Origin of the sequence: Phenylobacterium sp. SCN 70-31, from assembly GCF_001724605.1 — a bacterium.
Taxonomy (GTDB): domain Bacteria; phylum Pseudomonadota; class Alphaproteobacteria; order Caulobacterales; family Caulobacteraceae; genus Phenylobacterium.
In genome coordinates, this window is record NZ_MEEX01000007.1 from 171,649 (window position 1) to 183,024 (window position 11,376).

Annotated in this window: 16 protein-coding genes; 4 read left to right on the top strand and 12 right to left on the bottom strand. The window is 69.8% G+C overall.

The window, feature by feature from the left end; all coding sequences use genetic code 11:
* Nucleotides 1-70: 70 nt before the first annotated feature.
* The 3 genes from ABS78_RS07460 to ABS78_RS07470 all read right to left on the bottom strand — a co-directional run bounded on the left by ABS78_RS07460 (nucleotide 71) and on the right by ABS78_RS07470 (nucleotide 2,541).
* The gene (locus tag ABS78_RS07460; protein ID WP_293376609.1) at nucleotides 71-1,102 is read right to left on the bottom strand and encodes an amidohydrolase family protein; all 1,032 of its coding nucleotides are present in this window, start codon (nucleotides 1,100-1,102) and stop codon (nucleotides 71-73) included.
* A 139-nt stretch (nucleotides 1,103-1,241) separates the two neighbouring features.
* Nucleotides 1,242-2,177 (bottom strand): M56 family metallopeptidase, encoded by a 936-nt coding sequence (locus ABS78_RS07465; protein WP_293376611.1) that lies wholly within the window; start codon nucleotides 2,175-2,177, stop codon nucleotides 1,242-1,244.
* Nucleotides 2,167-2,541, bottom strand: coding sequence for a BlaI/MecI/CopY family transcriptional regulator (locus ABS78_RS07470; RefSeq protein ID WP_293376613.1), 375 nt, complete (start codon nucleotides 2,539-2,541; stop codon nucleotides 2,167-2,169). Before ABS78_RS07470 ends, ABS78_RS07465 begins: the two co-directional genes overlap by 11 nt.
* Before the next feature lie 162 nt (nucleotides 2,542-2,703).
* On the opposite strand from ABS78_RS07470, the gene ABS78_RS07475 reads away from it, so the two are divergent.
* Together ABS78_RS07475 and ABS78_RS07480 are read left to right on the top strand one after the other, a co-directional pair.
* Nucleotides 2,704-3,138 carry a nuclear transport factor 2 family protein gene (locus ABS78_RS07475; protein WP_293376615.1) on the top strand — a complete coding sequence of 145 codons (435 nt, stop codon included), beginning with the start codon at nucleotides 2,704-2,706 and terminating at the stop codon, nucleotides 3,136-3,138.
* A gap of 72 nt (nucleotides 3,139-3,210) precedes the next feature.
* Complete coding sequence (locus ABS78_RS07480; protein WP_293376617.1) at nucleotides 3,211-3,429, top strand: hypothetical protein; 219 nt, start codon at nucleotides 3,211-3,213, stop codon at nucleotides 3,427-3,429.
* A 3-nt stretch (nucleotides 3,430-3,432) separates the two neighbouring features.
* Here ABS78_RS07480 and tauD read toward each other — a convergent pair whose 3' ends face one another.
* Nucleotides 3,433-4,305 carry a taurine dioxygenase gene (gene tauD / locus ABS78_RS07485; RefSeq protein ID WP_293376619.1) on the bottom strand — a complete coding sequence of 291 codons (873 nt, stop codon included), beginning with the start codon at nucleotides 4,303-4,305 and terminating at the stop codon, nucleotides 3,433-3,435.
* A gap of 122 nt (nucleotides 4,306-4,427) precedes the next feature.
* Between tauD and ABS78_RS07490 the strand changes: the two genes are divergently transcribed.
* Together ABS78_RS07490 and ABS78_RS07495 are read left to right on the top strand one after the other, a co-directional pair.
* The gene (locus ABS78_RS07490; protein ID WP_293376621.1) at nucleotides 4,428-5,663 is read left to right on the top strand and encodes an acyl-CoA dehydrogenase family protein; all 1,236 of its coding nucleotides are present in this window, start codon (nucleotides 4,428-4,430) and stop codon (nucleotides 5,661-5,663) included.
* 553 nt (nucleotides 5,664-6,216) lie between these two features.
* Nucleotides 6,217-6,582: a hypothetical protein gene (locus ABS78_RS07495; RefSeq protein ID WP_293376623.1), complete on the top strand. Its 366-nt coding sequence runs from the start codon at nucleotides 6,217-6,219 to the stop codon at nucleotides 6,580-6,582.
* Here ABS78_RS07495 and ABS78_RS07500 read toward each other — a convergent pair.
* From ABS78_RS07500 to ABS78_RS07535, 8 genes are read right to left on the bottom strand one after another with little or no spacing between them, the layout of a single operon-like run.
* A complete protein-coding gene (locus tag ABS78_RS07500; RefSeq protein WP_293376625.1) occupies nucleotides 6,565-7,041 on the bottom strand; it encodes a hypothetical protein in 477 nt (158 codons plus the stop codon). The genes ABS78_RS07495 and ABS78_RS07500 overlap by 18 nt on opposite strands.
* Nucleotides 7,038-7,640, bottom strand: coding sequence for a response regulator (locus ABS78_RS07505; protein WP_293376627.1), 603 nt, complete (start codon nucleotides 7,638-7,640; stop codon nucleotides 7,038-7,040). Before ABS78_RS07505 ends, ABS78_RS07500 begins: the two co-directional genes overlap by 4 nt.
* Before the next feature lie 4 nt (nucleotides 7,641-7,644).
* Entirely contained in the window at nucleotides 7,645-8,022 is a 378-nt protein-coding gene (locus ABS78_RS07510; protein WP_293376629.1) for a hypothetical protein, read from the bottom strand.
* Nucleotides 8,022-8,585 carry a chemotaxis protein CheD gene (locus ABS78_RS07515; protein ID WP_363082848.1) on the bottom strand — a complete coding sequence of 188 codons (564 nt, stop codon included), beginning with the start codon at nucleotides 8,583-8,585 and terminating at the stop codon, nucleotides 8,022-8,024. The genes ABS78_RS07510 and ABS78_RS07515 overlap by 1 nt, the downstream gene beginning before the upstream one ends.
* The gene (locus ABS78_RS07520) at nucleotides 8,582-8,971 is read right to left on the bottom strand and encodes a response regulator (protein WP_293376631.1); all 390 of its coding nucleotides are present in this window, start codon (nucleotides 8,969-8,971) and stop codon (nucleotides 8,582-8,584) included. Before ABS78_RS07520 ends, ABS78_RS07515 begins: the two co-directional genes overlap by 4 nt.
* A gap of 1 nt (nucleotide 8,972) precedes the next feature.
* Complete coding sequence (locus tag ABS78_RS07525) at nucleotides 8,973-10,007, bottom strand: chemotaxis response regulator protein-glutamate methylesterase (protein ID WP_293376633.1); 1,035 nt, start codon at nucleotides 10,005-10,007, stop codon at nucleotides 8,973-8,975.
* Nucleotides 10,004-10,900: a protein-glutamate O-methyltransferase gene (locus ABS78_RS07530; RefSeq protein WP_293376635.1), complete on the bottom strand. Its 897-nt coding sequence runs from the start codon at nucleotides 10,898-10,900 to the stop codon at nucleotides 10,004-10,006. Before ABS78_RS07530 ends, ABS78_RS07525 begins: the two co-directional genes overlap by 4 nt.
* Nucleotides 10,900-11,376: a chemotaxis protein CheW gene (locus tag ABS78_RS07535; RefSeq protein WP_293376637.1), complete on the bottom strand. Its 477-nt coding sequence runs from the start codon at nucleotides 11,374-11,376 to the stop codon at nucleotides 10,900-10,902. The genes ABS78_RS07530 and ABS78_RS07535 overlap by 1 nt, the downstream gene beginning before the upstream one ends.

The window sequence follows — 11,376 nt, forward strand, 5'->3', positions numbered from 1 at the left end:
CATATGTAGCACAGCGCGCGGCCGGCTTAAGGGGCTTCCGAGCCGGCCGGCGCGATCCGGCGTGCTCCGCCTACACGTCCAGACGGTAGACGCGGCGGGCCGTGCCGGCGAACAGGGCGGCCTTCTCCTCGGCCGACGCGCCGGCGGCCAGGCGCTTGAAGGCGTTCCAGAGCGTGGGGTAGTCGCAGGCCCCGATGTCGACCGGGAAGTTCGACTCGAACATGCAGCGGTCCGCGCCGAAGGCCTCGATGCAGGTCTCGATATAGGGGCGCCACTCGTCGGCGAGTTGCTGCGAGGGCGCGCGGGGCTCGGCCAGGAACGAGGGGAAGTTGCAGAAGGCCATCGCCAGGCCGCCCAGCTTCACGGACACGTTCTCGGACTTCGCCAGTTCGCGGATGCTGTCGCGCCAGATGGGGAAACGCTCGGACAGCCGTCCCTCGTAGACGCCGCGGCCGAGGGGCGTGCCGACGTGATCCAGGACGATGGTCGTGCCGGGGAAGGCGCGGGCGAGGTCTACGAGGTCGGGAAGCTGGGGCTCCAGCAGCCAGGCGTCGAAGCTCAGGTCCATAGGGCCGAGGTGGCGGAAGCCTTCCCGGAACGTGCTGTCGAGGTAGAGGCCCTGTTCGACCCGGTTGAGCGGCCCCAGCACATCCTTGTCCGCGTCCCAGGAGGCGCTGTTGCGGATGCCGCGGAAGCGACCGCCGCCGGCGCGGATATGAGCCTCCAGCACCGCCTTGGCTCCGTCGCCCAGGAGAAGGTCGGCCTTGCCCACGATGCCGGCGCAGGCGCGGACGTCGCCGTACATGCCGCTGGCGCTCATGGCGGCGACGCCGTTGACGAATTCGGTCTCGCCGACGGGCCGGAAGGCCTCGGGACCGTCGGCCTTGTAGAAGGCCCCGCATTCCAGGAAGACCGTGGCGATGACGTTGTGGCCGCCGCCGGTGTCGGCCAGCAGCTCGTCCAGCAGGTAGCGGGGCGTACGCTCGATCGCGGTCATGAACGCATGCTTCGCCACCGTCGGCGTCGCATAGGTGCGCTGGTTCCACAGGTGGTGGTGGGGGTCGATGATCGGCAGTTCGGGTTCGAGGATGGCTTCCGGCATGGCGCTTCCCAACGGTTCTGATCGTTGGCGACAGGCTTAGAGGGTGGCGGCCCGACCCTCAACCGCGGGGCGGGACTGGCGCGATGCGCGGGGGCTATGCGTGGGGGCTATGCGCCCCGAACCGATCGAAGACGCACTCTCAGCACGCCGGCGCCGGCGGGGCCTCGCGGGGCGGGGTGCGGATCAGCAGGACCGAGACCGCGCGTTCGCGGGTGTCGTCGAAGAAGGCGATGACCGGCGGCGGATGCTTCTCGCCCGGCGGCTGGCTGGCCCAGGCGGTGAAGGCGGCCGAGATCATGGCCGCGCCGAGAAGGAGAGGGCCGGTCAGGCCGTCGTGCGGGGCCGGCGCGCTCATGGCGGCGACGCGTGTCTCCAGCGGATGGCGGCCGCGGGCGGGCCAGTGGCAGCCGAAGGGCAGGGCCTGGGCGGCGAGCTGGCTCTTGAGCAGGGTGCGGGCGTAGAGCGCCCGGTCGTTCGGGCGGCGCCGCAGGACGGCGGCGTCGCAGGCCAGTTCCTGGTCGGTCCGCATCAGATGCGCCGCCAGGTGGACCAGCGGATTGAACCAGCACAGGGCCTGGAAGGCGGCGGCCAGGGCGCGGGCGCGGGGGTCGCCCCGGCGGACATGCTCGCGCTCATGCGCGCGGATGAGGTCGCGTTCGACGGCGGTGTAGGTTCCGTCGTCGGCCGGCATCAGGATGCGCGGGGCGAAGACGCCCACCACAGAAGGACCGACTCGTCCGCGGCGGGCCGCGGCCATGTAGCGGGCCTGGGCCCTCGCCAAGCCGCCCGCGACGAGCCCTGTACCGATGGCCCAGGCGGCCAGAACCAAGGCGGAATGGCTCCGCGCCAGGGCGAACGGGTCGGCCGGCGGCGCGTCCAGCACCACGGGCGGCGGCATCAGGCTGGCCAGGAAGACGATCGGCGGCAGGGCCCATAGGCCGTAGGCGATCTGGGCGCCGAAGAGGCGGCGCATCGGGATGCGGGCGGCCAGGACCAAGACGACCGCGACGGCGAGCGCGAGATTGGCCCGCAGGGCGGCCGTCAGGATGTCGCCGGCCAGGACGTCACCGGTCATCGCCGTCGAGCCCGTCGATCAGCGCCTTCAGCCGGGCCACCTCGTCGGGCGACAGCGGCCGGTGCTGGGCGTAGTGAGCCACCAGCGGCGCGAGCTGGCCGCCGAACAGGCGGTCGAGCAGACCCTGGCTTTCGCCGGTGACGTAGGCCTCGCGGGTGACGAGCGGGCGATAGAGGGCGCGGCCGCCCGCCCGTTCCGAGGCCAGGGCCTTCTTCTTGAGCAGGCGGTTGATGAGCGTCTTGACCGTCGCCTCGCCCCAGTCCTGGGCGGGACCGACCGTCTGGATGATCTCCTCGGCCGTCAGCGGCCCCCGATCCCAGAGGGCTTCCATCACCTGGCTTTCGGCGCCCGAGATCCGCGACATCTTACACCCGTAGCTTCAAGTGGACGTTACGCCTGTAAGACAGGCTGTCAAGCACAGCGCCCCGCGTTCATAGTCGCGCCGGGGCGGAGGCGGTTTTGTGGCGTGTCCGCCGCCGGCCCACACCGCCCACGACCCGCGCCGTTCACGAAAGGCCGACCCGACATGACCGACGATCTCGCCGCCCGACGCATCGCCGTGGTCCGGGACCACATGGCGCTGGAGATCACTCACGACTGGGATGCGGTGATCGCCACCTTCGCGCACCCTCGCTACGAACTGCACGGCGGCGGCGCGGTGTTCGACGGCGAGGAGTCGGTGCGGCGCTATTTCGCCGCCTCACGCGTGCCGTTCCCCGACCAGGGCAACGAGATCATCGCCATCGCCCACGACGGGGACACGGTGCTGGTGGAGTTCTGGCTGACGGGCACCCATCTGGGGCCGCTGAGGCTGCCCGGGCGCACGGTGGAGGCGACGGGCCGGGCGTTCCGGGTGCGGATGGCGGCGGGTTTCGAGTTCGCACCCGGCTCGGACCGCATCCTCTGCGAGCGGCCCTATTTCGACCAGGGCGCGGTGGCGCGGGCGCTGGAGTTGGCCTGATCGCAGGCCTGAGCGGAACCCACCCGCGTCCTGACGTGCTATGGTCGGGCGCATCTCAGCACGGAGCCCGCCATGAAGCTCTCCGACGACGACCGCGACCGGCTCGCCCTGCACACGGCCTTCGCGGTGCATCAGATTTCCCGCTGGCTCGCCACGCGGGACGACGTGCCCAAGGACATCCGGGACCGCCTGCGGGGCCACATCACCGCCCTGGAGGGGGTGATGGTGACCACCGGCCACGACTGGATCCGCGACGAGATGGAAGCCACCGAGGCGGCGCTGAACGCGTAGGGCCTACTCCGCCGCCAGCGCTTCGGCGGGTCTGCGCGAGCGGTGATAGGGCCGCTCGCCGAGGATCGTGGCGCGGATCATCACCCGGCGGGCGGGCAGGTAGTCGTTGACGGCGTAGTGCTGGGTGATCCGGTTGTCCCAGAAGGCGATGGCGTTGGGCGTCCAGCGCCAGCGGACCTGGAACTCGGGCCTGGTCACATGCTCGAACAGCATGTGCAGGATCGCGTCGCTCTCCTTGCGGCGCAGGCCCTTGATCCGCTCGGTGAAGCCGAAGTTCACGAACAGGGCGTCCTCGCCGGTCTCGGGATGGGTGCGGACCACCGGATGCAGCACCGGGGGATGCTCGGCCAGCGCCTGGGCGTGCTTGTCGGCGCCGGCCGCGTTGGCCACGATCCCGCGCTGGGGAAAGCCGCGGGCGAAGTCGTGGACCGCGTCCAGCGTCTCCAGGAAGCTGCGCAGGGTGGGCGACAGCGCCTCGTAGGCGGCCTTCATGCTGGCCCAGATGGTGTCGCCCCCGTTGGGCGGCAAAAGGCGCGCGTGCAGGATCGAGCCCATCGGCGGGGTCTCGATGAAGGTCACGTCGGTGTGCCAGGCGTCGTTGTCGGTGGGATTGCCCGCGTGGTTGTCGAGGGTGAACAGTTCGGGCGCCTCGGGCACGCCGGGATAGAGCGGGTGGGTGTGCAGCGCGCCGAACCGGGCGGCGAAGTCGCGGTGCTGGACCGGCGTCAGGTCCTGGCCCTCGAAGAACAGCACCTGATGCTTCAGCAGTTCCTGGCGCAGGGCGGCGGCGAGGTCGGCCGACACGCCCTGGGCGAGATCGACCCCCTCGATCACGGCCCCGATCGTGGGCGTCAGCGGACGGACGTGCATGGGCATGGCTCAACTCCCTGTCGCGCCATAGGAGATCACTCGGGCCTCCGCGTCAAAGCCCTTGCATACCCCCACGGCGCCGCCGCACCTTGAGACAAATTTCGAAAAGACAGTAGGGAGACGCCGTCATGGCCATCGATTTCGAGATCCCCGAGGAAGCCAGGAAGGTCCGGGAGAAGGTCCGCCAGTGGGTGCACGACGAGTGTATCCCGGCTCAGGAACGGGTCACGGACAAGGCCAGCTACAAGGCGGTTCTGGACGAGCTGCGGACCAAGGCCCGCGCGCAGGGTCTGTGGATGCCCTTCGTGCCCAAGGAGCACGGCGGGATGGGGCTGGGGCCGCTGGCCAACGCGCTGGTGCAGATGGAGCTGGGCGAGAGCTACCTGGGCGCGCTCAGCCTGAACAGCCAGGGGCCGGACGACGCCACGATCCTGACCTTGCTGGCCCACGGCACGCCGTACCAGAAGGAGAAGTTCCTCAAGCCGCTGCTGAACGGCGAGAAGCGCGTCTGCTACTCGATGACCGAGAAGGCGGCGGGCGCGGACGCCACCGGCATGCGCACCACGGCCGTCAAGGACGGCAACGAGAACTATGTGCTGAACGGCGAGAAGTGGTTCAGCTCGGCGGCCTCGGCGGCGGACCTGGCGCTGGTGATGGCCCGGACCGACCCGGACGCGCCGCGGCACCAGCAGTTCTCGACCTTCATCGTGGAGCTGCCCAACCCCGGCTACCGGATCAAGCGCGACATCCCGACGATGGCCGCCGAGGGGCCGCTGAGCCACATCATGGGCGGCGGCCACTCCGAGATCGAGATCAAGGACTTGGTGGTGCCGGCCGAGAACCTGCTGGGCGGCGAGGGCCAGGGTTTCAACATGGGCCAGCACCGTCTGGCCTACGGCCGCCTGCGGCACGGGATGCACAATGTGGCCATGGCGCAGCGGGCGCTGGACCTGGCGGCCGCGCACATCACCAACCGCGAGACCTTCGGCGGCCCGCTGCACAAGCGGCAGGCGGTGCAGTTCATGATGGCCGAGTGCGCGAGCCAGCTCTACATCGCGCGCCTGATGCTGCTGCACATCGCCTACAAGGCGGAGAAGGGCCTGGACCTGCGCCAGGAGAACGGCATCGCCAAGGTCTACCTCGCCCACATGGTGCACCACGTGGTGGACACCGCGATCCAGCTCCACGGGGCGCTGGGCTACAGCCGCGATACGCCGCTGGCGGCCTGGTACACCCATATCCGATCGCAGCGGCTGGTGGACGGGCCGGACGAGGTGCACCGCTGGACCACGGGGCGCAACGTGATCAAGGCGTTCCAGCAGACCGGCACGACGGCGGGCGCCTGCGGCGGCGACCTGCTCTGACGGGTGGCGCGGCGTTTCCCTGTTCCGCTGGGACGCCGCGCGCCAGTCGCTTCGCGTGAGCGGCGGCGCGGGCCTGGCGCCGGGCGTTGGCCGGGCCTGCGCGACACGTGAGTCTGCGGTCCGTTTCAGGAACGGGCGGCGGCCGCGTGGAACACCACCGTCTCCATGGTGAAGGTCTCGATGCGACGAATGATCGCAAGGGACCTTCCATGCCCCAGGCCTGGCCGCGTTCGGAGAGGGGGGGGACGCCGAAGGGAGGCTTTCGGCGCTTCGCGGCGAGAACTGCGGACCCAAGACCGCCGCGTCGGCGCTGGACGCCAATTCTTTCAAGAGACTTGGGTGGTTACCGCATCGGTCCTGGCGCTGCGCAGCAATGGGTGCAGTCCTGTATGGAGCCGTGGCGGGAGCGGGCGTCCGGCAAGAACCGGCCATCTCGCAATCGGCTGCGGCGATCTCGCATGCAACAGGCTTGGCCGTAAGTCGGTAGACAGCTGTTAACCGTCGCGACCTAACACTTCCAGAGCGTGAAAGGTGACAATCAGGAAACTCAGAGTTGCGCCCGACCCTTCCCCTGGCCAACCACGATGTCCGCCATCTCATGCGCGCCCTCAGCGCCGACATGAAGGCCGCCCTCGCTCTGAACCGCGTAGCTCTCCAAGCCGCAGCGGCGCTGTCGCCGGCGTTCCGTGCGGCGGCGCGTGACGCGCTCGAAAGCGAGATGCTGCAGGCTCGCGGCGCCGCACGGTCCTCGCGCGCCGCCGAGCGGATCGAGGCGGCGCAGGCGGCGCTCGCCGAAGCGGCCGACGACCAGGATCCCCGACTGGCGGCGCTGGAACGGGCGCTGATCGCCGCCGCCGACGCGCTGCCGACCTTCGATCTGGACGCCGCCGAGGCGGCGGCTTCAGCCCGAGGCGGGTAGCACCCGCTGGCGCACCCGGCGCAGGCCTTCGAGGATCGAAGCGGCGCCGGCTTCCCCCGCCCTGTCGCCGAGAATCGCCAGCAGGCGGATTCCATCGACGTGTACGTCGATGGCCGCCCAGTTCGCCGAGCCGCCGCTCCGGAAACCGTCCGCCAGGTCGCAGAGGCTGAAGGTTGCTTCCGCGAGCGGCTGCAGGTCGAATGCGCCGGCAATGCCGAAGATCGCATTGCTGAGGTCGTAGATCCGGCCCAGCGCATCGCCGCTGCCTGCCGCGCGGCCTTCTGCGGCGAGGGCCGCCAGCGCCTCGGATTTCTGGACGAGGGAGGCGAGAGAGGCGTCACGTACGCCCTCGATCCGGGCTGTGGCGGCCCGGACGTGTTCGTCCACGGTCTTGCCGCCCGGCGCCTCGACCACCCTGGCGAGTTGGTTCTCCACGGCGAAGATACGGACGGTGCTCATAGGGAAACGGCCTTTGGGCTGAACATGGCGTCGATCATGTCCTGATCGAGATTGGGCGTAGTGGCCGCGCCGACTTCCGCGGAGAGATCGTCGTGGCGACGTCCCTTTTCACCTGCGGGCGGCCCGATGGCCTTCAACCGGCGGTCGGGACCGCAATAGCCGGGCGAGGTCACGAACTTGCGCTGGTCGTTCAGCAGCCAAAGGATCCGCTGCATCATCACCGTCGGGGCGACGGGCTTGCGAACCACGAAGCTGGCGCCGGCGTCTCGGCCGCGGAAGATCTGCGACGGCTTGGTGTGGCCGGTGACCAGGATGACGGGCGCGTAGCAGTTGGGCGCGGTCTCGGAGCGGCGCAGCCACGAGATGAAATCGTAGCCTTCTTCGTCGGCCAGCGCGGCGTCGACGACCATGAGGTTCAGCACGCGCTCCTGCACCGCTGTGCGGGCCTCGGCGCCGGTGAGACAGCGGCGCGGGGTATGGACGCCGAAGCCGGCGAACATCTCGGCCAGGATGTTCAGGCCTTCGGTGTCGCCACAGGCCAGCAGCACTTCGGCCGTGGAGAGGTTGACCCGCTCGTACTTGCTTTGGTTCGCGCCCACGGCGTCAGTCCCAGAAGGTTTCGGGCTCGCCAGCCTCGACGTCGAAGGTGGCGGACGGAGATCCGATGTCCTGGCCGGACAGGCGTCGGGCCTGTTCGGCGAGGGTGAGGGTGTCGATGGCGGCGTCGACGTCGGCGGCCAGGTCGTGTGGGGCCACCTCCGCCAGCGCCCGGACGAAGCGCGCAAGGCCCTCCAGCCGCTGGCTCAGGAGGTCGGCCGTCTGAGCGTCCATCATGACGGACGGGTCGGTCGGCAGCGCTGCGGCGACGAGACGTGAGATGACGCCCTGGACGTGGTCCCCAAGGTCCACGAGATCGTGGGCCTCGCGAGCCGCGAGATCCAGGGACTCGCGCATGGACCGGGCGGCCTTGGCGCCGGGCATCAGAACAGCTCCAGCGCGCCGGCGTCGTCGGCCTTGACGGCGGGGGCCCGGCGTTCGGCGGCGAAGACCCTGGACTCGGTGGGGGCCAGGAGGATCTGGCGGGCGCGCCCGCTGGAGGGCCAGTACTGGATGCGTCGCGCGCGATCGCCGCGCAGGGAGCCGCCCACGTACTGAAGACCCTCGGCGCGGACGAAGCGTTCGGCGAAGGCCGCATTCTGCCCGCCCACGTCCGAGAGGCCGTCGAACAGATGCGCGCCACCGAAGAGCTTCACCTCAAGCCGTTCGCGGCGGGAGCCCCGGCGGAGCAGGGCGTTCATCAGCAGCTCCATCGACTGGACGCCGTAACGCATGCCCTCGTCGCCGGCTTCACCGGGTAGCAGGAAGTGGTTCATGCCGCCGATTCCGAGGGCAGGATCGCGGATGCAGGCCGCCACGCACGACCCCAGGATCGTCGTCAGGACGACGTCCTCTCCGCTGGCCACGTGGAACTCGCCCTGGATCACATGGATCTTGCGCGGTTCCGGCTCATACGCGGGAACAGAGGCGGCCTGGCCGAACGTCACGCGAGGACGCCGAAGATCGCTTCGATCTTCTCCTTGAGGGTCTGCACGGTGAAGGGCTTCACCAGATAGTTGTTCACGCCGAACTGCACGGCGCGCTGCACCAGTTCCTTGTCGGCGCGGCCGGTCAGCATGATGAAGGCCGTCTTCTGGATCGGCGGATGCGAGCGGATGGCCCGCAGCAGGCCCAGGCCGTCCAGCTTGGGCATGTTGTAGTCCGAGATCACGAGGTGGACCGGCCGCGACAGCATGTGGCGCAGCCCCTCCTCGCCGTCGGGGGCCTCGTAGATCGTGCGGAAGCCGAGTTGCTGAAGACCCGTCCGGACGAGCGAGCGCATGGTCTGCTGGTCGTCCACGACGAGACAGGCGAGAGAAGAGCTGGCGGGCATGTCAGCGTCCCATTTCCGAGTTGGTCAGGTTGCGGATGGCGGGGCCGAGTTTCTCCAGCGGAAGCTGGCGCTCGACCGCGCCCATTTCGAAGGCGGCCCGGGGCATGCCGTAGACGACGCAGCTGGCTTCGTCCTGGCCGAGGGTCCGGGCCCCGGCCTGGCGCATGGCCAGCAGGCCGCGCGCGCCGTCCCGGCCCATTCCGGTGAGGATCGCGCCGACGGCGCGATCCTTGGCGCAGCGCGCCACGGACTCGAAGAGCACGTCCACCGAGGGGCAGTGGCCGCTCACCGGCGGCCCCTGGGTGACCTTGCAGCGAAGGTGGCGCGTCCCCTCGACCTCGAGGTGGAAGTCGCCGCCGGGGGCCACATAGATGTGGCCGGGACGCAGGGGATCGCCGTTGCGGGCCTCGGTGACGGTCGCCGGGGAGAGGCGGTTCAGGCGTTCCGAGAAGCTCCGGGTGAAGGTCGCCGGCATGTGCTGGGTGATGACCGTCGGCGCGCAGTTGGCGGGCAACCGTTCGACGATCGTGATGAGGGCCTCGACGCCGCCGGTGGACGAGCCGATGGCCACGACCATGTCGGCGGGCGAGAACGCCTCCGAAGGTTGGGCGTTGGGTGGCGCGGATTCTGGGCGCTGGATGCGCTGGCGGACCCGCGCGCGCCCCGCCATCTTCACCTTCTCGGCGATGATGCGGAAGCCTTCGAGGTCCGACCCGCGCGGCTTTTCGATGCAGTCGACGGCGCCCAGTTCGAGCGCGGTGAGCGTGGCCTCGGCCCCGCGTGCGGTCAGCGTCGAGACCATGACCACGGGCATCGGCCGCAGCCGCATGATCCGGTCCAGGAACTCGATGCCGTTCATGTTGGGCATCTCGACGTCGAGGGTGATGACGTCCGGGTTCAGGGCCTTGATGGCTTCGCGGGCCTGGAGCGGGTCGCCGGCCTCGCCGACCACCTCCAGCTCGGGATCGGCCGACAGGGCGGCGCCGATCAGCTTCCGCATCACCGCGGAGTCGTCCACGACGAGGACGCGGGTCATCGCGCAGCCTCCGGGATACGGCGGTAGGTGGTCACGCCGTCGGGTTTGAAGAGGTCGGCGGCCGGACCCTGGATGCGCTCGGAGTGGCCGATGTAGAGGCAGCCGCCCACGGGAATGAGCGGGGCGAAACGGCTCCAGAGGCGAGCCTGGGTCTCGTCCTCGAAATAGATTGCGACGTTGCGGCAGAAGATGGCGTCGAACCTCCCCTTCATCGGCCAGTCTCCGATGAGGTTCAGCTCGTTGAAGGTGATGAGCGCTCGCAACTCGTCGGCCATCCGCATCCGACCGTCCGCGCCCGGGCTGACCCAGCGTTTGCGGAAGGCGTCGGGCACGCCCTCCAGCAGGTGCGGGGCGTAGGCGCCCGAGCGGCCTTCGGCGACCATGTTGGGGTCGATGTCGGTGGCCAGGATCCTGACGTCCCGCTCGGCGGCCTCGGGCATGAGCGACAGGATCGTCATGGCGATCGAGAACGGCTCCTGCCCGCTGGAGCAGGCCGACGACCAGATCCGTACACGGCCACCCCGGCGCGCCGCGTCCAGCAGGGGCGGCAGCACCTTTTCGCGCAGGTGGTCGAAGTGGTGCGGCTCGCGGAAGAAGCGCGTGACGTTGGTGGTCAGCGCCGCCAGCATCTTCTGCCGCTCGTCCAGGCCGTCCGAGCCGGCGACGAGGGCGCAGTAGTCCTTGAAGCTGGTCAGGCCCAACGCCCGCAGCCGCTTGGCCAGGCGCGAATAGACCAGCGTGGCCTTCGCGTCGGGCAGATGGATGCCGGCGTCGCCGTGGACCATCGCCGAGATCCTGCGGAAATCGGCTTCGGTGAAGGCGAACTCGCCTTCCACCATGTTGGCGCCCGGGCGCTGGGCCGGACCCGAGGATGTCGTCGCCGAGGCGGTCATCAGGCGGCTTCCGTCTCCAGGTCGGGCAGCACCCGCTCGAGGCCGATCAGGCTGATCATGCGGCCGTCCATGGCGATCAGGCCGCGGACGAACTGTCGGGCGGCGTCCGAGGCCACGTCGGGCGTGGGCTGGATCACGTCGTCGGTGACGGTGAGGATGTCGCTGACGGCGTCGACCAGCAGGCCCACCACCTGTCCGCCGATGTCGGCGACGATGATGACGTTGCGGTCGCTGGCCTCGGTGCTCTCGAAGCCCAGGCGGGACGCCAGGTCCACGATGGGGAGCACGGCGCCGCGCAGGTTTATGACGCCCTTCACGAAGGACGGTGACTGGGGCAGGGCGGTGGCCGCGGTCCAGCCGCGAATCTCGCGGATGGCCATGATGTCGACGCAGAACTCCTGCGCGCCGATCCGGAACGAAATCAGTTCCTTCATGCCGGAGGCGCCGGCGGCGGTGGGGGATGCGATCTGGTTCAT

What these genes read in the sequence shown, in the direction of transcription:
- ABS78_RS07535 (WP_293376637.1), bottom strand. Translation starts at nt 11,376, where the DNA reads ATGAACCAGATCGCATCCCCCACCGCCGCCGGCGCCTCCGGCATGAAG.
- ABS78_RS07520 (WP_293376631.1), bottom strand. Translation starts at nt 8,971, where the DNA reads ATGCCCGCCAGCTCTTCTCTCGCCTGTCTCGTCGTGGACGACCAGCAG.
- ABS78_RS07525 (WP_293376633.1), bottom strand. Translation starts at nt 10,007, where the DNA reads ATGACCCGCGTCCTCGTCGTGGACGACTCCGCGGTGATGCGGAAGCTG.
- ABS78_RS07490 (WP_293376621.1), top strand. Translation starts at nt 4,428, where the DNA reads ATGGCCATCGATTTCGAGATCCCCGAGGAAGCCAGGAAGGTCCGGGAG.
- ABS78_RS07530 (WP_293376635.1), bottom strand. Translation starts at nt 10,900, where the DNA reads ATGACCGCCTCGGCGACGACATCCTCGGGTCCGGCCCAGCGCCCGGGC.
- ABS78_RS07470 (WP_293376613.1), bottom strand. Translation starts at nt 2,541, where the DNA reads ATGTCGCGGATCTCGGGCGCCGAAAGCCAGGTGATGGAAGCCCTCTGG.
- ABS78_RS07475 (WP_293376615.1), top strand. Translation starts at nt 2,704, where the DNA reads ATGACCGACGATCTCGCCGCCCGACGCATCGCCGTGGTCCGGGACCAC.
- ABS78_RS07480 (WP_293376617.1), top strand. Translation starts at nt 3,211, where the DNA reads ATGAAGCTCTCCGACGACGACCGCGACCGGCTCGCCCTGCACACGGCC.
- ABS78_RS07510 (WP_293376629.1), bottom strand. Translation starts at nt 8,022, where the DNA reads ATGCCCGGCGCCAAGGCCGCCCGGTCCATGCGCGAGTCCCTGGATCTC.
- ABS78_RS07500 (WP_293376625.1), bottom strand. Translation starts at nt 7,041, where the DNA reads ATGAGCACCGTCCGTATCTTCGCCGTGGAGAACCAACTCGCCAGGGTG.
- tauD (WP_293376619.1), bottom strand. Translation starts at nt 4,305, where the DNA reads ATGCCCATGCACGTCCGTCCGCTGACGCCCACGATCGGGGCCGTGATC.
- ABS78_RS07460 (WP_293376609.1), bottom strand. Translation starts at nt 1,102, where the DNA reads ATGCCGGAAGCCATCCTCGAACCCGAACTGCCGATCATCGACCCCCAC.
- ABS78_RS07465 (WP_293376611.1), bottom strand. Translation starts at nt 2,177, where the DNA reads ATGACCGGTGACGTCCTGGCCGGCGACATCCTGACGGCCGCCCTGCGG.